At 60.5% G+C, this 21574-nt stretch carries 19 protein-coding genes, 1 tRNA gene and 1 pseudogene; 12 read left to right on the top strand and 9 right to left on the bottom strand.

Going from position 1 to position 21574, the window contains the following annotated elements; genetic code table 11:
* Positions 1–203 precede the first annotated feature (203 nt).
* The 3 genes from GH665_RS20740 (at position 204) to GH665_RS20730 (ending at position 2568) form a co-directional block, all read left to right on the top strand.
* A complete protein-coding gene (locus GH665_RS20740; RefSeq protein ID WP_153137961.1) occupies positions 204–950 on the top strand; it encodes an SDR family oxidoreductase in 747 nt (248 codons plus the stop codon).
* Positions 951–1102: 152 nt separating this feature from the next.
* Positions 1103–1957: a DJ-1/PfpI family protein gene (locus tag GH665_RS20735; RefSeq protein WP_153137959.1), complete on the top strand. Its 855-nt coding sequence runs from the start codon at positions 1103–1105 to the stop codon at positions 1955–1957.
* Between the two features lie 128 nt (positions 1958–2085).
* Positions 2086–2568 carry a YybH family protein gene (locus GH665_RS20730; protein ID WP_153137957.1) on the top strand — a complete coding sequence of 161 codons (483 nt, stop codon included), beginning with the start codon at positions 2086–2088 and terminating at the stop codon, positions 2566–2568.
* 93 nt (positions 2569–2661) lie between these two features.
* On the opposite strand, the gene GH665_RS20725 is transcribed toward GH665_RS20730, so the two are convergent.
* Positions 2662–3609, bottom strand: a complete 948-nt coding sequence (locus GH665_RS20725) for a GlxA family transcriptional regulator (protein WP_153138608.1) — start codon at positions 3607–3609, stop codon at positions 2662–2664.
* A gap of 159 nt (positions 3610–3768) precedes the next feature.
* Here GH665_RS20725 and GH665_RS20720 point away from each other — a divergent pair.
* A pseudogene (locus GH665_RS20720) lies at positions 3769–3976 on the top strand (LysR family transcriptional regulator); the annotation flags it as partial.
* A gap of 181 nt (positions 3977–4157) precedes the next feature.
* Here GH665_RS20720 and GH665_RS20715 read toward each other — a convergent pair.
* Positions 4158–5057 (bottom strand): c-type cytochrome, encoded by a 900-nt coding sequence (locus GH665_RS20715; RefSeq protein ID WP_153137955.1) that lies wholly within the window; start codon positions 5055–5057, stop codon positions 4158–4160.
* A 296-nt stretch (positions 5058–5353) separates the two neighbouring features.
* Here GH665_RS20715 and GH665_RS20710 point away from each other — a divergent pair.
* A tRNA-Arg gene (locus tag GH665_RS20710) sits at positions 5354–5429 on the top strand.
* A 153-nt stretch (positions 5430–5582) separates the two neighbouring features.
* Here the strand turns inward: GH665_RS20710 and GH665_RS20705 are convergent.
* The gene (locus GH665_RS20705) at positions 5583–6176 is read right to left on the bottom strand and encodes a hypothetical protein (RefSeq protein ID WP_153137953.1); all 594 of its coding nucleotides are present in this window, start codon (positions 6174–6176) and stop codon (positions 5583–5585) included.
* 553 nt (positions 6177–6729) lie between these two features.
* Here GH665_RS20705 and GH665_RS20700 point away from each other — a divergent pair.
* On the top strand, positions 6730–7290 hold the full coding sequence (locus GH665_RS20700) for a YdcF family protein (RefSeq protein ID WP_153137951.1): 561 nt from the start codon (positions 6730–6732) through the stop codon (positions 7288–7290).
* On the opposite strand, the gene GH665_RS20695 is transcribed toward GH665_RS20700, so the two are convergent.
* Positions 7287–8708, bottom strand: a complete 1422-nt coding sequence (locus GH665_RS20695) for a fatty acid desaturase (protein WP_246216253.1) — start codon at positions 8706–8708, stop codon at positions 7287–7289. The two genes, GH665_RS20700 and GH665_RS20695, sit on opposite strands and share 4 nt — an antisense overlap.
* 146 nt (positions 8709–8854) lie before the next feature.
* On the opposite strand from GH665_RS20695, the gene GH665_RS20690 reads away from it, so the two are divergent.
* Entirely contained in the window at positions 8855–9550 is a 696-nt protein-coding gene (locus GH665_RS20690; protein ID WP_246216252.1) for a hypothetical protein, read from the top strand.
* An 8-nt stretch (positions 9551–9558) separates the two neighbouring features.
* A complete protein-coding gene (locus GH665_RS20685) occupies positions 9559–10680 on the top strand; it encodes a hypothetical protein (RefSeq protein ID WP_153137945.1) in 1122 nt (373 codons plus the stop codon).
* On the opposite strand, the gene GH665_RS20680 is transcribed toward GH665_RS20685, so the two are convergent.
* Together GH665_RS20680 and GH665_RS20675 are read right to left on the bottom strand one after the other, a co-directional pair.
* Positions 10668–11573, bottom strand: coding sequence for a hypothetical protein (locus GH665_RS20680; protein ID WP_153137943.1), 906 nt, complete (start codon positions 11571–11573; stop codon positions 10668–10670). The genes GH665_RS20685 and GH665_RS20680 overlap by 13 nt on opposite strands.
* 38 nt (positions 11574–11611) lie before the next feature.
* Positions 11612–12469: a metal-dependent hydrolase gene (locus tag GH665_RS20675; RefSeq protein WP_153137941.1), complete on the bottom strand. Its 858-nt coding sequence runs from the start codon at positions 12467–12469 to the stop codon at positions 11612–11614.
* Between the two features lie 189 nt (positions 12470–12658).
* Here GH665_RS20675 and GH665_RS20670 point away from each other — a divergent pair, with 189 nt between their 5' ends.
* The 3 genes from GH665_RS20670 to GH665_RS20660 are packed head-to-tail and all read left to right on the top strand — an operon-like array spanning position 12659 to position 16327.
* Entirely contained in the window at positions 12659–13597 is a 939-nt protein-coding gene (locus tag GH665_RS20670) for a fatty acid desaturase family protein (RefSeq protein ID WP_153137939.1), read from the top strand.
* The gene (locus GH665_RS20665; RefSeq protein ID WP_153137937.1) at positions 13597–15186 is read left to right on the top strand and encodes a GH3 family acyl-acid amido synthetase; all 1590 of its coding nucleotides are present in this window, start codon (positions 13597–13599) and stop codon (positions 15184–15186) included. The genes GH665_RS20670 and GH665_RS20665 overlap by 1 nt, the downstream gene beginning before the upstream one ends.
* A 4-nt stretch (positions 15187–15190) precedes the next feature.
* Positions 15191–16327, top strand: a complete 1137-nt coding sequence (locus GH665_RS20660; RefSeq protein ID WP_153137935.1) for an aromatic ring-hydroxylating dioxygenase subunit alpha — start codon at positions 15191–15193, stop codon at positions 16325–16327.
* A gap of 53 nt (positions 16328–16380) precedes the next feature.
* Here the strand turns inward: GH665_RS20660 and GH665_RS20655 are convergent, their stop codons facing one another.
* The 3 genes from GH665_RS20655 to GH665_RS20645 all read right to left on the bottom strand — a co-directional run bounded on the left by GH665_RS20655 (position 16381) and on the right by GH665_RS20645 (position 19997).
* The gene (locus tag GH665_RS20655) at positions 16381–17304 is read right to left on the bottom strand and encodes a fatty acid desaturase (protein WP_153137933.1); all 924 of its coding nucleotides are present in this window, start codon (positions 17302–17304) and stop codon (positions 16381–16383) included.
* 484 nt (positions 17305–17788) lie between these two features.
* On the bottom strand, positions 17789–18808 hold the full coding sequence (locus GH665_RS20650; protein ID WP_153137931.1) for an NADP-dependent oxidoreductase: 1020 nt from the start codon (positions 18806–18808) through the stop codon (positions 17789–17791).
* Positions 18809–18938: 130 nt separating this feature from the next.
* The gene (locus GH665_RS20645) at positions 18939–19997 is read right to left on the bottom strand and encodes an HAD family hydrolase (RefSeq protein ID WP_153137929.1); all 1059 of its coding nucleotides are present in this window, start codon (positions 19995–19997) and stop codon (positions 18939–18941) included.
* Positions 19998–20621: 624 nt separating this feature from the next.
* On the opposite strand from GH665_RS20645, the gene GH665_RS20640 reads away from it, so the two are divergent.
* Entirely contained in the window at positions 20622–21416 is a 795-nt protein-coding gene (locus tag GH665_RS20640) for a hypothetical protein (RefSeq protein ID WP_153137926.1), read from the top strand.
* Positions 21417–21574 lie beyond the last annotated feature (158 nt).

The raw sequence follows: 21574 nt of genomic DNA, 5'->3' as shown, positions 1-21574 counted from the left end.
AAGCAGCGCGGCGATGCCTCCGTACTGCGCCCGACCCGCACACTTAGCCCATATGAGGTTGTGACGTTTTTTGAGGGTTATACGACCTTTGAGCCATTGACGTCGCGTTCCATAATCTGCACACGAAATCAAGCCGGGACAAGCGCGATTGCGCTTTTAACCTTTGGTTTGATCAATCACGAAGCGGAGAAAGGAACATAAAGATGAGGCTTAAAAACAAGTCAGCTTTGATCACGGGCGGGACCAGCGGGATCGGTCTTGCGACTGCCAGGCTCTTCATTGCAGAAGGTGCGCGAGTAGCGGTGACTGGCCGCGACGAGACCGTGTTTGAGCGCGTGAAGGCCGAGCTTGGCGAGAATACGCTCGTTCTCAAAGGCGATGTACGTTCGATCGACGACATGCGGGCGATTGCCGCGGAGGTAAAAGAGAAGTTCGGCGGCCTGGATATCGTGTTCGCCAACGCGGGTTGGGCTTTCCCTTCCGCAGTCCGCGACATCGACGAAGAACTTTATAACGAGATCATGGACGTCAACGTCAAGGGCGTGGTGTTCACGCTTCAGGCGGTACTGCCGGACTTGCGAGAGGGTTCCTCAGTCATCCTCAATACATCGTTCGTCGCGCAGACCGGAAAACATGGCATCTCGTTGACTGCGGCGGCGAAGGCCGCCGTGCGATCACTTGCCCGTAGCTGGTCCTACGAATTTCTCGACCGCAAAATCCGCTTTAACGCAATCGCTCCTGGCGCGATGAACACGCCTCTGATCACCAAATGGGGCATGTCCGACGAGTGGGTTCGCGACCGTAAGGCCGAGTTCGCCGAAGCTATTCCAGTGGGCCACATGGGCAAAGCCGAGGACATTGCCTACGCGGCACTCTATCTCGCTAGCGACGAATCCTCCTACGTCGTCGGGACCGAACTGGTTGTCGATGGCGGCGCCTCGCAGCTTTAAGTCTTCGGTTCCCGATTCCAGAGCCCTACACGTCATCGCGGCTCATCCAAACCTTAATCACACGCCCGCCACGCCTCTCGTCGTGGTGGCTCTTCCATCTGGCCCAGCCGACTGCGCTCGCAGAGAGGGCCGAAGTGCTAGGAGAAATTATCTTGACCGACAGTAGCGAAAACAACGCCGCCGGCGAGCAACTCACCAGAACAGGCCATTCCCGCCGCGATGTTCTCAGGTTTGGAAGCGTCGCCACGCTCGGCGCCATCCTGGGAGGCGCAGGCCTGCTTGCCCGCGCCACGCCTGCTCTTGCGCAGGGAGGCACCGAGGGAGAACTTGCCCCGAATGAGCCCCTGAACATTTTGATCGTCAATTACGACGGAGGTACGCTTCTCGATTTCGCCGGCCCCAGCGAGATTTTTCACCGGCTACCGAATACCAACGTTCGCTATGCGAGCCTCAATGGGGGCAGCGTGACGCTCGAATTTGGGGTCGTGTATGGCAAGACTGAACGACTGGCCGATATCGAGAAGACAGACCTGATCCTGGTTCCGGGCGGGTCTGATTTGACGGCGCCGATGCGCCCAGAGTATCAAGCGCAGATCCGACGCCTGGCGGAAAGCGCGAAACATATTACGTCGGTTTGCAACGGATCGCTCGTGCTTGCGGCAACGGGCGTTCTCAAAGGTAAGCGAAGCGCCTGCCATTGGGCCTTCGTCAACAAGCTGTCTGAATATGGCGCGATCCCCGTTCCCGATCGCTTCGTAGAAGACGACAACGGCCGGTTCATGAGCGGCGGCGGCGTGACAGCGGGCATCGATTTCGCACTTCGCGTTGCAGCGAAGCTGCGCGGTCAACAGGCCGCCGAATTCACGCAACTCGTAATCGAATATGATCCCGCTCCGCCGTTCCATTCCGGTCATCCCAGAGACGCGCGGCCAGAAGTAATCGCGATGGTCGACAAAGAACTGCCCGGCGCATCCCGGGGGCTCGCACGAATCCCAGGCGTTCGCTGAAAAACCCGCGTTGAAGAAGCCTGAGGTCAACCCTTGGCCTTGTCGAAAACCGCAACCAACACTTCCGTCTCCACCCGCTCTATTTGGCGGAGCCGTCTCTACTTCAAGTCTGGATAGGAAAACATCACATGCGACAGGTTCGTTTTTATTCTGTTGTCCTTGCAGCCTGCCTCCCTCTTCTCGCCTTTGCCGTTCCCGTTACTGCCGCCAGCCCGACGAGTTCGACCGAAGCGGCCATCAAAGCGGAGAACGCACGATGGGCTGAAGCTTTCGGGCGAGGTGATTATCAGCGAATAGGCCGCCTCTACACGGAAGATGGCGCACTCTTGCCACCCGGGGGCGACAAGATAACGGGGAGCAGCGCGATCGCTGAATACTTCACCAAAGGGTATGCCGGATCAGAGCCTAATACCGTATCGTTCAGCAATTATGAGTTCTACGGCAATGATCAGATCGTGACGGAGGTTTCAGATGCGGAGATCCGCGACCCTGATGGAAAACCTAAATACCGCGGTAAGCAGATCCTCATCTTCGTGAAACAGGGCAACGCCTGGAAGTTGCATCGCGACATGTGGAATGACTACGGTCCCCCAAAACCTGACGGCCATTGAGCGCCCGGCGAAATAGAGAGTCAGGTACCGAAAGTGCCAGCGGGCCGTTAGACGGACGCTAACCAGGCAGTGCGCTGATCGGCCGCCGATCGATCAGCGCCCACTGCTTAGTCTGATCTCGCGTCGGATCGATTGCGGTGGGTGTCCATGCAGTTTGACGAAGGCCCTCCGCATCCGTTCCGGATCGGTGAATCCCACTGCTAGAGCAATCTGTTCGATCGGTTCACTACCATCCTGCAGGCGCAGTCGCGCTGCTTCGACCCGCAAGCGCTCGACCGCCTTGGCAGGCGTTTCACCCGTTTCCCGGCGAAATGCTCGTCCGAACTGCCGCGGACTTAATCGTGCAGCATCGGCGAGTCGCTCGACAGGTAGCGCTTCAGCCAGATGTTCTCTGGCAAAATTCAGAGCGATGCGGATACGATCCGACTCCGGTTCCATTTGCGACATAGCAGAGAACTGGGACTGACCTCCGGGTCGGCGATATGGAACGACCAAATACCTGGCGACAGTGCGCGCGATTTCCACGCCCATATCTCTTTCAATCATGGCGAGCGCCAGGTCTATTCCGGCGGCGATGCCGGCCGACGTCCAGATGTGGCCGTCCGCTATATAAATGCTATCGCCCTCGACTCTGGTGCGAGGGAAGCGCGACTGGAATTGAGCGGCGTATCGCCAGTGCGTTGTTGCTCTGCGGTCGTCCAGCAAGCCGGTTTCCGCAAGCAGAAACGCTCCCGTACAGACACTTGCCACCCGCGAGGCTCTAGCGCCCAATTTCCTGGCCGCGGCGATATTCTCCGGTGCCTGCATCGGATCTATATCACCGCCCACGAAAATGACGGTGTCAAACGTGCGCTTTCCGATCGGCTTTGTCTCGATCGGAAGGCCCGCATTGCCAGGAACGGGTCCCCCGGCCTGCGAGATGACCTGAAGATCGTAGGGAGTGTGGCCTGCGGCTGTGGCCACCTGATTAAACGTCGAGAGTGGTCCAGCAAGATCAAGAGCGTCGTGGCCACGGCAAACGAAGAATCCAATTCGATGCATGATGCGGTAGCTAACTGAAAACCTAGGAAGTCGTATTCTACGGACAACCCTTAAATAGCGCCATTTGGCCTGAAACGAGGGAAAAACGTCATTGCGCTCTAAGTAATTAGCCGAGCGGCTCATTCCGAGGGCCGATCAGGCATCAGGTCTTGTCACGGATTGCTCAATCATGCCTGTAGGGTCAAGAACGGATGGCAGCTATGCCATCTACGTTGCTTCTGGCTGTGACAGAAGAACGCCATTGCGCCCATGCAGCGGGACGACTGCATATAGAACAGTCGCCGCTGTCGCGGGTGATCAAGGAGTTGGAAGAAGACCTGGCACGCAGCTCTTTGTGCGTACCATGCGCAGCACCCGCCTGACTCGCCTTTTTTTCCAAAGGCTCTTATGTGGGCCCAGCCCGGAACGCTGCACTCCCACCGAGCGGCGCGAAATAGCGCTAACCTGCTGCCCCGCATAAGGTTTCAAGCCCCGCGCGATTTGCACGAAGGGCTTGATCCCGCCTTTTTTGTTTCGCGGCAACTGCCGGCAGCGCTCCTGGACGCGCCTTATTTCACCGCGCTGACCATGTAGTCGACGGCGGCTTTCACGTCCGCATCGGAGGCGCTCGAGCCGCCTTTGGGTGGCATCGCGCCCTTGCCGTGCAGCGCGTAGTTATAGACCGTGTCCATCGAGTCTTTCAGGCGCGGCGCCCAGGCTTCCTTGTCGCCGAACTTCGGTGCGTTCAGCACGCCGGCCGCGTGACATGCCTGGCAAACCTGCTGGTACAGCGCCTTGCCGGCTTGCGAGGCGTCCGCGCTTTGTGCCGCACCGGCTGCCGGTGCAGCGGCTTGCGGCACGCTTGCCATAGCGGCCAACGCGGCGGCCGCTTGCGCGGCCCCGGCGTCCGAAGCGCCCGCCGGCGCTGCGGCAGCGGCACCAGACGCGGCGGCCGCCGCACCCGCTGCCGGTTGCGCCGGTTCAGGGAAACTCGCGCCGGAATTGTTCGCCATGTAAACCACCGCGCGGGCGATTTCGAAGTCGCTGTAGTCGTCCGGGCTGGTGCCGCCGCGCGGGGGCATCGCGCCCTTGCCGGCGAGCGCCGTGTGCCACAGCGTGTCGAAGCCCTGCGAAATGCGCGGAGCCCAATCGGCGGTATTGGTGAATTTCGGCGCGCCTGCCGCACCTGCGGCGTGACAGGCGGAGCAAACGGCCTTGTAGACCTCTTCGCCGGTCTTGTAGACGCGTGGCGCATTGGCGTCACGAATGTCGACTTGCGCGAACGGCTTGATGCGCGCGCTGACCTCGGCTTCGGAAAGACTGTCTGTCCCGGCGCCAGTGCGTGTCGAATTATCGACGTAGATCACCAGCAGAACGATGATGACGATCGGTACCGCAAAGCTGGCAATGATCGCGGCAATGAGCTGCCCGGGGGTTTTGATTGGGGCTCCGTGTGGTGCTTCGCTCATGCTTGTCTCGTCTCCGTGGGTATGTGAGCGGTACAGCGTGACGGCAACTTCTTGTTCTTTATTCAGGCACGGACGATTATAGACGGAACATTTCGACGACGGCGAGGGGCTCGGCGAGGTGTTCAGCAGGCGTTTACCCGCATCGCGGAGCGTGGCGGGCGGCGTCTGGATTGCGGGCCGGAGCCGCCCGATCCCGCCATATAGGCCGTCCGGTGGACGGTTTGGCCGAAACCGGGTATCCTTTCGGTCTCGCTTTGGCGTCGCTCCTGTTCAGGTTGCCGCGCTTTCGTGTTGAAGCGCCCGTAGCTCAATGGATAGAGTACTGCCCTCCGAAGGCAGGGGTTGCTGGTTCGATCCCAGCCGGGCGCACCAAATCTGGCTTTTAAATTCAGTGGCTTGCGTCACGCGCCAGTACCAGTCCGTACCATTCGGTACAAAAAATCTGCCCCCCGTTCTACCCACCAGGTGTCCCACAGCAGTCCGACGATTTCGGCCTGGTTTCGCTCGAGTCGGTTGCGCCGACGCTCAAACGTCGATCCCATGACGCGCCAGTAAGTCACGCAAGCAACTCCCACAGACTCGCGCCGCTCCCTTGAACAGGACGTCCGAGTGCTCCCGCTCAAGTCGACAGGTCGACGAGGTCGGGTCGATTGCCGACCCGAAGCGCTTCTGCAAATAGACGTTGTCGAACCAGTACTCGTTGCCATGCTTGTCATCGGTGAAGCTGGTTCGGATCAATCGCCTGCCTGCCAGCAGGCGGCCGGACTTGATCGCTTCGGCAATCCATCGCGAGGTCAATTGTGGCCGGAACAACCCGTGAATCGTGCAAGCTCGCCAGTTTGGCGAGATCACGGCGTCCGCGGCGACGGCGGACGCGTCGAAAGCACTCTCTCGCGAAGTGGGCCGCGCGGGCTCCTCGCCGGAGCGCACCAGCAACTCATCCAGACAACGCGGACAAACATAGGCCCTCGATCGCTCGATGGTGGCCATGGTTGCAAAGTGGGTCAGATGCGCGGTCTTGCCTTCGTAAGTCAGCAGAGATTCGTACTCGGCCAATTCGACCCGCGCCATCCAGATCTGATAGCTGCGCTTCCGACGGTCGAACGACAGTCTCACCATCTGCCCGGCGTCGAATTGGCCTCTTGCGTGGACGCGAGCATGAACGTGGCTCGACGTCGGTCCGTATCCTTGTAAGCCATGGCGTGGGCAAAGTACACGTGAACTCATAGACGCGGCGGGGGTATCGATTGAGCAGCAGTGGTTCGGGCGAATGCGGGCATTGAATCGCGTAAGAGAATATCGCAAATGAAATGCGCGATGCTATTGAGCTGCGCATCGACAAATTCGATCATTCAAAGAATTGTGCGGCAACCGCGATATAGAACTTACAATCGCTTCCGACGGATCGCCAGAACGCGCTAGTCCGCTCAGCTTTGTAAAAAAATTAAATCTCTGAATAGGACAGAACGTCGAAAGATTGAGCAGGCAATCCAGTGCTCGCCGATGTCGGCGCGAAACATTGCTCAAGCGGGATGCGTTCGGACAAACACGATGTGGCTACCGGTGATTGGTGTTCTAGTTAATCTTTTTGCATTGTTCGGCATTATTTCCAACGTGACATCGGGAGATTTTTCCTCTTTGGCTGCGACTAGAGGGTGACGAGTTGAGACGCTTGCTGACTTCACTACTGAAATGGGCCGTCGGGCTCTGGTTGGCCGCGGCGTTGATCGTCGCCGCCGCCGGCTTGTTGTCGAGACCGCAGCCGGCGGATCTCGCGATCGTCTACGGCAACAAGGTTCATGCGGACGGCAGCCCATCGACGCGACTGTCGGCGCGGCTCGACGAAGCGCGCCGATGCTACGAGAAAGGGCTATGCCGCGAGATCATGGTGAGTGGCGGTATCGACAAACACGGTACGGACGAAGCGCTCGCCATGAAGCGCGATCTCGTGCACCAAGGTATTCCCGAACAACGCATCGTGATGGACAACCAGGGGCGCGACACTTGGGACACCGCGAGAAACGCGAGCGCTTATATGAAGGCGCACGATCTGCACAGCGCGATCGTCGTCTCGCAGTACTTCCATGTGCCGCGCGCGGTCATTGCGTTGAAGCGGTTCGGCGTGAGTCAGGTCAGTGGTGCCTATCCGGTGTTCTTTGAAGCGCGGGACATCTATTCGGCGCTCAGAGAAGTGCCGGGCGCGTTATGGTATTGCGTCAGGCGCGACTTCTAGAATTGCTCCGTTTCGCGGTGCCGGTTGACGCCACCTCTTCGTCCAATCCAAAGCAACCCGGGAAAGCGACGCGAGGACATGACGTGATCGCTTGCGAGCACTTGTGACGGTAAGTCATACCAGGCCGTATTCGGACTGCGATGGTGCTGCAAATGCAAGTTGATATGGTACGGCCAGATGAAAATGCGGCCCATCCAGCCCACCCACCACGAGTAAGTCCAATCGTTCCAGTCCGGCGTGACGCCTGGGCCGCCGCTGTGTTCGGCAAAGCTGCGCAATTTTTGCAGCAGCACACTGAGCGTAAAAAGCGGCCCGAACCAGAGCGCCGCGAGCAGCATCAGCGTCTTCGCTGAACAGAGATAAACCAGCCATCCCACGATCAGCGCCCATATCAAGCCCGCGGCCAGCATCGGTGCCGTGGGACGGACAACGGCCCCGCCGGCCCGCCGATAAGCGCGCATGGTGCGCAGCGTGTTGAGCAACAGCAGATCGCCGGCTAACTGCCTGCTGAGCGAAAGCGTGTCGAGCGGCCGGAAGGTCCAACGCTGATTCTGGTAAAGAAAACGACGCTCCGGATCCTGCGCCGTTCCCACATGCCGGTGATGCGCGAGATGCAGCGGCCGGTAGAACTCGACCGGCACGGTGCCGGGCACGCCGATCGCCACGTTGATGAGAAAGTCGTTGACCGTGCGACGCCGCGTCAGATGATAGTGCGTGGCATCGTGATACAGAATGAAGAGCGCGTGCTGGCGGGTGGAAATAATGATGGCCGCAACGAGGTGGAGACGCCAATCGTCCACGGCAAGCGCGACGCGCAATGTCACCACGATGCACAGCCACTCCAGCAGGATCATCGCCATCGAGCGCAAATCGATACGCAGGCGCATCGAGATCGCTGTTATCGCGCCGGCCAGCCAACCGATCACGACGCCCCAGGCCATATCGCCGGTCAAATGCTGCCCGGTCGTCAGTACGGTCAACATCAACACCGCGCTCCATAGCGCGAACCACCAGGCCGCGCGCTTGCGCAGCGTCGCGAGTAGCACGGTGATCGCCATCGGCAACGCGACATGCCCGCTCGGCGAAGCGGCCAGCGGCGAATCGATCGACTGCAACCACGCGATCCAGCCGGTCGCCGCAACGGGTCTCACAATCATCGTTGGCCAGAAGAGATGACTGACCAGGCAGAGCCCCGTGGCCAATGCACCGGCGAAGAAAGCGGGCAATAGCCACTCTTTCCCGCGCCCACACCCGATCAATACCGGCATGACCAGCATGTAGCTCATATAAAGCGGAACCGTTGCGGGCAAAAGCGGAATCCACGCATCAAGCATAGACGGTGAAATAATCCGCACCGCGCCGAATGGAAAATGCGTGACGACGTAATACAACGCGCCGGACAAAAGCAGGTAAATCACCAGACACGTCCACGGCTTTTTCAACGGTATTGTGTTTGCAGCCGATCGCGTGACAGAGGTGTGCATAAGGTGCGGAATACGGGAATGGGTCAGGTATCATATCAACCTGTTCAGCCAGATAAAATCGACTCATGCGCCTTAGCGCCATGCCCATTGAACGTGCCACGTTGAGCACGGTTGAAATAGACCGGATGTACGCGCTCTACTCGGCGTCCTATTGCGACGCGCAGCGCGATCTGTTCAATCAGGATCTGAACGACAAAAGCCACTGCATTATCCTGCGCGATACCGATCACGTCATTCAGGGTTTCTCCACACTGAAGCTCTATAACAGTACGTGGAATAACGCGCCGCTGCGCGTGATCTTTTCCGGCGACACGATTATCGATCCCGCACACTGGGGTAGTCAGCAGTTGGCGTTCGCATGGATCCGGTTCGCCGGTGAGCTTCAGAAACAAACGCCGGAGGTACCGCTCTACTGGTTTCTGATTTGCAAAGGACATCGCACGTATCGCTATTTGCGTGCGTTCGCTCACGACTACGCGCCGCGCGGCGACGCGGCAACCGCGCCGGACCGGCAATCGCTGATGGATCAGTTGGCCACGCAGCGCTTTGGCAACGCGTACGACGCCGCTACCGGCGTGCTGTCGTTCCCGAAGCCGCAGGGGCGTCTCACGCCGGAACTCGCGCAGATTTCGGACGCACATCGGCGGCTGCCGGATGTCGCCTATTTCCTGCAACGCAATCCCCACTACGCTCGTGGTGACGAACTGGTGTGCCTGTGTGAACTCTCGCCGGCCAATCTGCGCCCGATGGCGCGGCGGCTCTTCTGTAGCGAATAGTGTGTCCCATGCATATCCGCCGCGCGCTGCCCGCGGATAACCCCTCCATTCTCGACTTCTGCCGGCAACACGCCATGCAAGGCGCATTGCCGCTGCGCTTCGATCGCACGCCGGACTACTTCGCGCTGCATCGTTGCCATGCGGACGATCACCGCACATGGCTCGCCGAAGATGTGCAAGGGGGCGTCAAAGGTATCGCGAGCCTGGTGGTGCGCGACGGGTATCTGCAGGATTGCGTGCAACCGGTCGCGTATCTCGGCGACCTGCGCATCGTGCCCGATCGTCGCCTGTCGCGCGTGTGGATGGAGGAAGTGCGCGCGCGGCTCGCCGATCTGCAACACGAAGCCGGTGTGGAGCACGCGTATTGCTGCATGATTCGCGACAACCGGTTGGCCACGCAATCATTGCTGGGCTCGCGACGCGACAGACAGCTGGCGCTTACGCATTGGCGCGGCTATAGCAATGTTTCGGTCTATGGCCGACGCGGTTGGCCGAAAGCGGACGGCTCGCGCGCCGCCGATTCGATCCGTGTCGTGCGAGCGCAATCGCATCACGCCGACGCGCTGCGCGCGTTTCTCGATACCGAATCGAAAGCGCAACCGTTCGGTCCGGTATTTTCGGAGCAGGAATTTGAGCGGCGCTTGAGCACGTGGCCGGACTTCGGCATCGCGTCGTTTCTGTTGGCACTTGATTCGCACGGCAACTTGCTGGGTTGCGTCGCACCATGGAACGCCAGGCGCATCAAACGAATCGTGCTGGAGAAGTTACCGCTGTCTCTTCAGGCGATTCGCGTCGCTTTCAATGCATTGGCGCCTGCGGTCGGCCGCCCGAAGATCGCGCCGCCCGGCGAAGCATTGCTGGATGTCTACCTTACGCATTTGCAAGTAACGCAGCGTGACCCGACGGTGTTCGCCGCCTTGCTCGACGCCGCGTGGACGAACCTGCGCGGCCAGTACGCGCTGATGCAACTCTGCCTCTACGACGACGATCCGCTTTGGCCCGCGCTCAAGCGTTACCGGACGACGAGTGTGCCGATGGACCTCTACACGCTGTCGAGCGCTGGCGCGACGCCCGCCGTCGATAAAACTTCAGAAGCCAGGATACCCGGATTCGAGATTTACCTCGTGTGAGTACGCGTCACGTGCAGCAGATCGGCGAGTGCCAGCCAGAAGCGTCCGGCATCGAAACCCAGGCCGCCCAGCACCGGCTGACCGTGATCGAGTTCCGGCAGGCAGATCTGCGGCACGCCGCTTAACACTTGATGCTCAAGGTAGAACTGTCCGTCATGCGCGCAACCCGGACGCCGCGCATTCAAACGCTCGTGGTAGGCATCGAAACGCGAACTGCGTTCGATCGACCACGTCACCGCATGCACGCAATGCAAGTCATCCGGAATCGCTGCGAGCATCGGTGCGACTCGCGGATCGCGCCGGCTGCTGATATCGAGCGTGCCATTTGCGACCCAGCGCGTACGCAGCAAGCGCCTGCCGATGCTGTCCTGCCGGCGGGTGGCGGCAAGCGGTGGCGTCGCGCCGAAGCCGAGCATATCGTCGACGATCGACGCCGGTCCCACCGGCGGCTGCACGAAGGCCAGTCCATCGCAGCGCGCGCGTAGATCCGGCGCGTGTTTCAGCGCCGCGAGCGTGTCGATCCCGCCCTTGCTATGCGTCAGCGCGACGAAGCGCTCGCCGTCCTTGAGCCGCGTTCGCAGCGTCGCGGCGATATGCTCCCCCTGCGCGATCACACCGCGTGCCGAGCGCACCGGCAGACGCATCGCACGATAACCTGCGCGCCGTAGCGACAGCAACGCATCGCGATGACAACGCGGCAACCATTCCGAGTACAGGCCCGCCACCAGCACGACTGCTGTTTCACGCGACAACCGTGAATCCGCGCGATCCCAGCTATCGACGAAACGCTCGGTCCAATCGAGCCCGTTGGTCTGCCGCGCGAACGGCGTCGCCGGAAAATGGCGCTGCCAGTCGTCGAAACCGTGTGGCGTCCAGCGCTGCGCGGCGGTCATCGCAGACCTCGCGCGAAAGGAGGAAGCCCTATGCTCATTCATGATTGTTCTTCAAGCGAGCGACGCGCGTTCGCCAGCACCGCGCGACTGTCGATCCGGTTCGGATGGAACCATGGCGCGAACCAGTACAGCCACGACGGCATTACACGCGTGAAGATGCCGGGATACACGAACAGCCACCCAAGCAGGCGCCACCATTCGCGCCAATTGCCGCGTTGCCGGTCACAGGCAGCCAGCCGGTAAACGAAGTAGATCAGGTCGATCACGAAGAACACCGACACGCCGAGCATCGCGCCGCAACGAATCACATAGCGCCGCAGCGGCCGCGGCTCGAACGTGGTGAGGACGTCGAATGCGACGGCTTTATGCTCGGTTTCCTCGATCGCATGCCAGCGCCAGATTGCGGCCATGGTGGGATCGGCGCCATCGAGTATCTCGGGGTGACGCAGCAACTGATCGGAGAGAATCGCGGTGTAGTGTTCGAGGCAGGCGGTCAGCGCCACCCACGTGGTGCGCGAGATATTGCGCAGACTGTTCTGCTGGCGGCGCGCGATCAGCGCGTCGAGTTCGGCGGTCGGCGCGCCTTGCGCGGCGAGCCGCTGGTTATACAGCCGATGCTCGCGAATATGCGTGGCTTCCTGATGGATAAACCCCGCAACCTCTTGCGCGAGCGGCGTGCCCGCGGGGATCTCGTCGCGAAACTGCTTCACGCTGTCGATAAAGAACTTCTCGCCGAGCGGAAACATGATCGAAAACGCGTCGAAGAAGCGCGTGACATGGCACCAGCCGCGATACCAGTAGCGCGGAATGCTGTCGTCCAGCGTAAAGCGCAAATCGCGTTGCGGAATATCGTTGGCCGGTACGGGTTTGCTCTCGCGTTTGCGTAAAAAAATCATATCGGGCGATTGGCCGGCGCGACTTATATTGGAAGGTGGCAAAGATAAAGGGAATACGCGCTTTCGCCAAGTCTATTCAATACTTTCTCTATATTCGGTTTGCATATCGCGTGGCGACGGTTCGCGTCGATTGGATTAAACCGGGGTATACGCGGTATCCTTCGCCTACATTAAGTTTTCACCTCCGGTATGCCCACGTCCACCGAGCAAAATAGCGTTCTGCAGTCGCATTCTTTCGACCTCGCCAATCTGGTGGTCCTGACGCTGCAAACGGCGTTCTGGATCGCGGTGCTGACGTGGTTGTCGAATACCGCTGCGGGTCCGCTCAAATGGTTGATCCTGATTCCGTTCTGCCTCGTCATGCAAGGCGTGTTTTCGATGATGCACGAAACGTTTCATGGCTTCGGACATCGCGGCAGAAAACTCAACTATCTGATGATGTGGTGGGCGTCCACGATGTTCGGCGCGTCCGCGACACTGATTCATATCAATCACCTCGGTCACCATGTGCGCAACCGCACGCGCGCCGAGCGGGCCGATTTCGCGAGTCCCGGCGAGTCGTTGTTGCGCAAGCGGATCGAGTACTACGCGGCGATTCTGGGCGGTATCTGGCTCGGCGGATTCGTGGGCAGTTTCGTGCTGGCACTGCTGCCGGCGGGCGTGGCGAACAGTTGGTCTAAAACGGGCGACGACAACACGTATGCCGCGGCCTTCAAGGACTTTTCGCTGCGTGATTTCAAGCGTATCCGTCTCGAAGTGGTGTGCGGCGTGGCTGCGTGGCTGCTCGCAGGCTGGCTGTTTCACTGGCAGCCGTTGGTCGTATTGGTCGCGTATGTGGCGTTTGCGTTTTCGTGGTCGTCGCTGCAATGGGTTTATCACATGCGCACCCCGCTCGATGCGGTTGAGGGCACTTACAACATGCGTGCGCCGATTCTCGTGCGCTGGGCGTTTCTGAACTTCAACTACAACCTGACGCATCATCGGCGCCCCAATCTGCGCTGGCAGCAATTGCATGCCGCGTCGAATGCGAGTGAAACGCGGCCATTGTGGTTCGGCTGGTTGCAGATATTCTTGCCGCCGCAGCGCTTGCCGGACGATCTGTCCCGGCTTGAGAAGACCTACTTTTGATGAGTACGGATTCGACCGTCGTACGCGATGCGTGGCGGAGTTTTTACGCCGCCGCGCAGCCCGCGCTGGATGACTGGCAAGCGGCAGTGGCAGAGCCGTCGGTCACGCAGGCTAAGCGGCTGAGGGACTTGCTCGCCGCCAATCGCGATACCGCCTTTGGCCGCGCATACGGCTTTGCAACTATCAGCGATGCCGCGCAGTATCGCGAGCGCGTGCCGCTGCATACCTACGCCGATTTGCTGCCTTGGATCGAACGGGCGCAGCGCGAAACGGCAGCCGTTCTGAGCGCGCAGCCGCCGCGGTTTTTCGAACGGACCAGCGGCAACAGCGCGTTGCAGAAGCTGATTCCGTACACGCCTGCATTTCTCGGCGAAATGCAACGCGCTCTGGTGGTATGGCTTGCGGATGTTTATCGTCAAGTTCCGGGGATCGCGCTCGGTCGCGCGTATTGGTCGATGTCGCCGCCGCTGCAAGCGAACGGCCACGCCGCCAATGGCATTCCGATCGGATCGGCGAGCGATCTGGATTACCTCGGCGGTAGTATCGTCGCGGGCCTGGCGCCGACGTTGATCGTGCCGTCGTTTCAGGACGATGTCGCCGAGTGGCGCAAACAGACTTTGCTCACGCTTATTGCCGCCGACGATCTGAGCTTTATCAGCGTGTGGAGCCCGACGTTTCTATCGAGCTTGCTGCGCCCGCTGTTCGAGGCGGATGACCCTGGGCATGCGGCCACGCTCGGCTGGCTCGATGCGAGGTTGCCGATACCGCGCAATGCTGCATTGCGTGCAGCATTGGCGGAAGGGACCTGCGAGCCACTATGGCCGCGCCTCGCCGCCGTCAGTTGCTGGATGGACGGTCCAAGCCGCCAGTACGCGACGCAATTGCGCGCGCGGTTTCCTCAAGTGCGGTGGTTGCCGAAAGGACTGTTCGCGACCGAAGCCGTCATCACGCTGCCGTTCGGATCGGGCGAGGGCTGTGCGCTCGCGATTGAGAGCCACTTTCTGGAGTTCATGTTCGACGATGGCCGTGTGTGCGAAGCCGCCGAACTACAACGAGGAGACATCGCGCAAGTCGTGGTCACGACCGGCGGCGGTTTGTATCGCTATTTGCTGGGCGATCGTGTGCAAGTCGTGGGCTTCACGGGTCGTACGCCGCGCGTGGAGTTTGTCGGCCGCACTGGCGCACAGTGCGATCTGGTCGGCGAAAAGCTGGATGAAACGACGGTGGCGTCGGTACTCAAAGAGATTTTCACTGATCCCGGCGAAGCTGTGTGTCTCGCTCCGTGCGCTACGGCGGAACCGCCTCACTACGTGTTATTGATCGCAAGCTCCACGCCGCGCGCTGCGAACGCGGTAGCAACGGAAGTCGAATCGGCATTGCTGCGTGCTTTCCACTACGCCCATGCGCGCCGCCTCGGTCAACTCGGCCCCGTGCAGGTCCGGCACCTGACGGGTTCTCCTCAGCGGCTCGCCGGCGCGCTTCAGCGAGCCGCCGAGCAAACCGGCATTCGTGCCGGCGACGCGAAACCCCGCATGCTGATCGGCCGGCTCGATACGGCGAACGCACTTCTTGCCTTGACCGGTAACTGACACCATGTCGACTTTGAATCGCGAACCGGAAAATGTGGCCGCTCCTCATGCTTGTGGCGACGCGACTCAGCCTAATACCGCCACGGCAACCCGCGACGGTTTGCACGAGCAATGGTTCGTCGCGTGCACGCAGCGTGAATTGCGGCGCGGCAAGCCGCTCGGCGTCAAGATTCTCGACCTGGGTGTTGCGCTGTTCCGTCAAAGCAACGGTCAGGTCGCCGCGCTGATCGATCAATGCGTGCACCGCGGCACGCGTTTGTCCGCGGGCAAGCTGGCCGACGATTGCCTTGTCTGTCCGTATCATGGCTGGCGTTACGACGGCGACGGACGCGTCGTTCACATTCCGACCATCGACGGCGTAAAACCCGCCGCGACGCCCAGCGACTACCCGTTTCGCCAGCGCAGCCTGCCGGTGCGCGAGCAGGACGGTCTTATCTGGGTGTTCATCGGCGATGGCAATGCCGACAAGAAGCCGATCTTCCGCATGCCGTTCTATGAGCAGGCGCCGTGGCAATCGTATTTCATGGTGAATACGTTCGATGGCGACATCGGCATGCTCGCGCAGAATTTCATGGATGTGCCGCACACCGTGTTCGTGCACGACGGCATTTTCCGGTCGAGCCGCGGCAGTGCGATGGAAGCGACGGTCGCGCTGAAAGCGGAAAGCGTCGAAGTGACCTATCACGACGAACAGGACAAGATCGGCATGATGGATTGGCTGACGAATCCCGATCATGAGCCCCTGGTTCACACCGATCGTTTCTTCGCGCCCAATGTGACGCGTTGCGATTATCTGTGGGGCAGCCGTTCGGGGTTTTTGATCGTGAGCCAGATTACGCCGATCGATGCGCGGCGCTCACGCGTCTATACCTACATCGCTTACCGGTTCCGCTTGCCGCGCTGGGTGCTGCGCGCGCTGAGGCCGCTGTTGCATCTCTACACGAATATCGTGATTCAACAGGATGTGCGCATTATGCGGGCGCATCGGCAGGGACTGGATAACGCGCCGGATTTCGAGGCCCATAACGTTCGCGCGGATGTGGTGCACGTGGGCATCGACCGCTTGCTGGCCGCGGTGCGGCGCGGGGAAACGCTGCCGGAAGCGCAGCGCGGGGAGAAGTTGATGAGGTTCGAGATTTGAGCGGACGACAGGCGTTTTGACGCGCGTTTGATGGCGCATCGTTAGCCGTGGCTTCAGGCTTGCCGCGACGCCGCCTGCAGACGCTCAAGCAAATGGCGATGCACCGCCGGCAAATGTTCCAGCGCCAAAGCCGGATACACGTGATGTACCTGATGAAAGCCGATATTGCGCGGGAATAGCACGAGCTTGCCGGCCCAGCCGTAATGCCACGTGTGCGTCATTGCCCACACCGCTTGTTGCGAGCGCTCGCCTTTCTCGACGTGATCGTGTTCGATCAGCACGCGGTTCGCGTTCATGATGCCGCCGAGCACCCACGGCAAGCCGTAATACGTGAAGAACGGCAGATCCCAATGCACGACCGCCGCGATCGCGAGCAGATAAGCGACGCAATGCGGCAAGTCGGCGCGCGCGCACGCGATGATCTCGGGATGCTGACGCAGATCGCGTTTCGAACGTTCTTGCAGAAAGCCGCGCGCATACCACGGGCGAAATGCAGGCCACAGCAACGCGAGCGGCGACATCAATGCACGCAGTGGCCACCAGACAGGCAGCAGGGCGCCGCGCAGCATCATCGCGCGCTTGAGCCAGCCGCCGCGTGCGGCCAGACGATGCAGATACGGATCTTCCGGCGTGCACACCGCGCGATGATGGCGCAGATGGTGGTAACGCATCGCCGCGATCGATGAACCGATCGGCCAGCCGGCCAACGCTTCGACGATGACGAGCGGCAGATTTCGGCGGCGCGACGGCAAATGGCACGCGTCGTGGAGAATCACCCCGAGCGCCTGAAGACGTCCGGCTATTAGCAATACGCCCGCTACGTAGACGACGGGGTGAGGGATGCGTGCCATTGCCACCCAGCACAGCACGATGACGAGCCAATCCGTGCACGCATACCGCGCGAGACGCCATGGTTTGGCGGGCGCGGCGAACGGCAGGATGCGACTCAGTTCGGCTGGCGTGGGGAACGCGGACATAGATTCAGTTGAAGTGGAGAGGCATGACGCGTTGGTATGTTAGCCGGAGTTACCGCGATCAGGGCGGATCGGGTTGGTGAATAAATGCACCGATAATCGGCAAACATCGCGGCATGGTACAAAACATAAGTTGATTCGCGCAAGCGAATCGAAGACGCTATATCGAGGCCGATATACGTTTATATGCGTCTCGCGTTTTCTATTGAAGCAGTTGCCTGTCGGCCAGAACAGGATAATCGCGTGGTCAGGCTAGAGCGGATGAACCTGCTAGTGGCGCCTTAGCTTCATTCTTAAAGGTAACCGTCTGGACGCGTTCACTCGATTATCGAATCAGGGACCGCGACGACGCCAGGCCTCGGCAGAACTCCTGGCCGTGCAGGGAGGCATTGCTGGTTTTCCGTCGCGTCCCGCGCCACGCTGCCGCGAACGACAGCCGTCATCATGACCGCCGGCCGTCCGCTGGCGTTAACTCGCCATCACACCGTCACACCCTGACCAGCAGTTTCCCAAGATTCTTCCCCTCGAACAGGCTATTCAGCGCATTCGGCAACGCGTCAAACCCATCGACATAGGTCTCCTGGTAAACGATTTCACCATTCTTCACCCAAGGCGCAACCGTCTGCAGCATCTCGTCCATCCGGTGCGTGAAATCGCGCGCCAGAATCCCCTGGATCGTCGCGCGCTGGAACAGCATGTGCTGCAAGAAGCGCGGCGCGAGGTCCGGCGTATCCAACCCGCCGTCATATTGAGCGATCGCGCCGCAAATCACGATCCGCGCGCGACGCTTGATGAGCGGAATCACCGCGTCGGTGACCATGCCGCCCACGTTGTCGAAATAGACATCGACGCCGCCGGTGGCCGCTTGCAGCGCTGAGCGCAAACCTTCGAGCGTGGGGTGCGCCCGATAGTCGACCGCACCGTCGAGCTTCAGCGTGTCAGTCAGAAACGCACACTTGTCCGGACCGCCCGCGATTCCGATCACGCGGCATCCGGCGCGTTTGCCGAACTGCGCGACCAGCGAGCCGACCGCGCCCGCTGCACCGGACACGACCAGCGTGTCGCCCGGGCGCGGTTTGCCCGCTTCCATCAAACCGAACCACGCGGTGCGTCCCGGCATGCCGAGCACGCCGAGCGCGGTCGAAACCGGCGCCGTGCTGGGGTCCAGCCTGGTCAGTTCGCTGTGATGGCACTTGGCGTACAACTGCCAGCCGCTATAGGCCGACACCCAGTCGCCCTGCTTGAAAAGCGGGCTCGCCGATGCCACGACTTCACCCACCACGCCTGCCCGTTGCACGATCCCGAGCGGATGCGGCACGTCGTAGGTATTGCGCTCGTGCTGCTGGATTCGAATGTACGGATCGACACTAATAATGCGTGCCCGAATCAGCACTTCATTCGACGACAACTGGTCGTCGATCTCGCTTTCGCGCAACGCGTAGTGCTCATCGCCAACGCGTCCTTCGGGACGTTTGACGTAAAACCACTGGCGATTCTTGTAACTCATGGGAGGACTCACTGCGGTCGTAGACGGTGATCGATCTTACCAGCGCGGCCCGCGCACGCCTGTGCGTCCGAGTGCGTGCGCGGGCGGCAATCTCACCGGTGTGATGGTGTTTCAGGGCAGGTTGCCGCCCTTAATTGGAGGGAGCGGCAGCCGTAGCCGCGCTATCCGGCTTGAACACCGTCTTCCAGTCATCCTTCATATCGACGACGAGCCAGCCTTTCGCGCCGGCTTCGTCCAGACCCTTGTCGAGCTTGCCGCTTTTCGCCGAGCGGTCGTACGCGTACTCCCGCTCACCGTCGGTGTGATGCAGCAGTACCGCCAGGCGCGGACCGTCGCCGGCGGCGGTCCATTCGAGCATTGGCACGTCGCCGTCGGCGTTGCCGAACGCGATCACAGGGCGCCTGCCGATCACGCGGTCGATGGCGAGCGGTTTGGCGGCGCCGTCGACCAGATTGTCGACCTGCGCAAGCCGGGTCAGCGTGACGGCGCCGTCCGTCTGGCCATACTTGTATTTGACGGTGCTGCCGATCACCTGCTCGGGAGGAATGCCGTACACACGCTGCGCCAGGTCGCGGACGAACTCGACATCGCTGCCCGTCACCAGATAGGTCTTGAAGCCGTTGGCGCGCAGGTAGGCGAGCAATTCGAGCATTGGCTGATAAGCGAGCTCGGCGTATGGGCGGTTAAAGCGCGGGTCACTCGCGGAGTCGAACCATTCGTGCACGAGCGCAGCGAATTGATCGCTGGTCATGCCGGCATGCGCGGCCGCCAGCACTCTCATCGAGCCGGCGTCGCCGCTCCCCGCGATGCTCTTCAGATTGCCTCTCAGAATCGAGCGGAAGGGTTCCTGCCGCTTCCATTCCGGATGCCGCCCGGCCACCGTTTTCACCCGTTGCAGCGCGAACACCAGTTGCACCGAGGCGGGTTGCTCCGGCCACAACGTGCCGTCGTTGTCGAACACGGCGACCCGGTCAGCACGCGCAATAAAGTCCTTCGACTCGGGCGTGGTGACCAGCGTGACGAAATCGACAATCGAGCGTCGGGTCGCGGTGTCGTTCCATGACGGGAGCGCCGTGGCGGCCGATGCGGCGGCCGGCGACTCGCTCGCGTCGTGACGCGGCGTAACACTGCAAGCTGAAAGAATCACAACGGTCAAAGCAATGCAATACCGGTGCATCGTACGAATCATGAAAGCCTCATCAAAAGCGGTGGGTCGAAGCCAAAGCGAGCGCCAGTCTAATGGTGTGCGGTGATTGTTGCAGCCCATTCTGTGGCTTTTTTTGCGCGGCTACCTCAATGCTGGCAATGCACAATGGCATATGCCGTTATGCGGATTCATATGATCCGGGTGAAACAATTGCTAAGGCTATATCAGAAATATGCAATTGGAATGGCTATAAAAACCTGAGTCGAGACGGAAAATCCCGAACTTTCGATTGTGTTACAAATTTATCTCTGTAATCTCCTGAAACGTTTGCTACCATTCCGCCACAAGGTCCCAGGTTGTGAATTTTTTACCTCCCGCATGCTTTGTTTGATGCGGCGTCTCTTGAATCTGAAAGGAGCGTCCATGCAAGCCCTGTATCCGTCCGAACCGTCTTTCCAGGTTGCTCGAAAGGCTTAGCGCTATTTAATCGCGCGTCTTATCCGTTGTGCGTATTTCCCGGCCGCATGTGGCTGCCGGGTGGACGAACTCGCTTCCGCGATTAATTTGATTTAAATCAATAAATACGAATGCTGTTTCCTGAATTTATTTGCTTTGGCAATGGGGAATGCGTTCGCCTATAAGAAGTGCCTATAGACGAGGTGCGCGATGGGTTGTAAATGCGTGATTTCGGCGGCAGCGCTATATGCCGCCTCGGTGCTGCTGTCGCCTGCGTTCGCCCAGGCTTCCGCCGACGACGCCAATAAAAGTAATAACCCGCTGAACCTGGCCGCTTCGTTCAACATCCAGAATTACTACACGCCGAGCGTGTTCGGAGCGAGCGCGCACACCAACGACCTGCTCTTGCGCCCCACCGTGCCGATCGGCCCAAACAGCCTGATCGGCGTGCCGCAGATTTTCCGTGCCACGGTGCCGGTCAGCACTCGGCCTGATCCAAGCGGGGGCTATAACACCGGTCTCGGCGACCTGAACCTATTCGACATTTTCCTGCTGTCCCAAGGCGACGTGCAGGTTGGCGTGGGCCCGCTCGTGACCATGCCGACGGCCACCGACCCGAGCCTCGGCACCGGCAAGTGGCAGGCTGGTCTTGCCGCGGTCGCGGTCAGTGCGACCAAGGCACGGCTGCTCGGCGCGCTGGTGCAATGGCAACACTCGTTCGCCGGGCAAAGCAGCCGGCCCACCACGCAATCGCTTACCGCGCAGCCGTTCGGCATCTTCAACCTGCCGGGCGGCTGGTACATCCGCTCAACCGGAATCTGGACTTTCGATCTGCAGCACGGCAGCTACTACATTCCGGTCGGCCTTGGTGCCGGCAAGGCGTGGAAGGGCGGCTCGACCATCTACAACGCGTTTATCGAACCGCAGTACTCCGTCGCCCATTCCGGTGCCGGGGTGCCGAAGTTCACGATCTTCGCAGGCCTGAATATGACGTTCGGCAAATAGACCGGAACCTGAGAGAAAGCAGACATGACATCGACCTGGCCGCCCGCGTCCCCTGGCGTGTACGACCGCATCATGCGGCCCGACGGTCCCGGCCAGACCGTGCCCGGCGGCGCCAGGGATTTGCCAGAGCCGCAAAAAAAAGCGCTAGGCCGCGCATG

Origin of the sequence: Paraburkholderia agricolaris (assembly GCF_009455635.1) — a bacterium.
Lineage (GTDB): Bacteria > Pseudomonadota > Gammaproteobacteria > Burkholderiales > Burkholderiaceae > Paraburkholderia > Paraburkholderia agricolaris.
The sequence above is the reverse complement of the archived record's forward strand: the minus strand, read 5'-3'. Positions and strand labels throughout refer to the sequence as shown.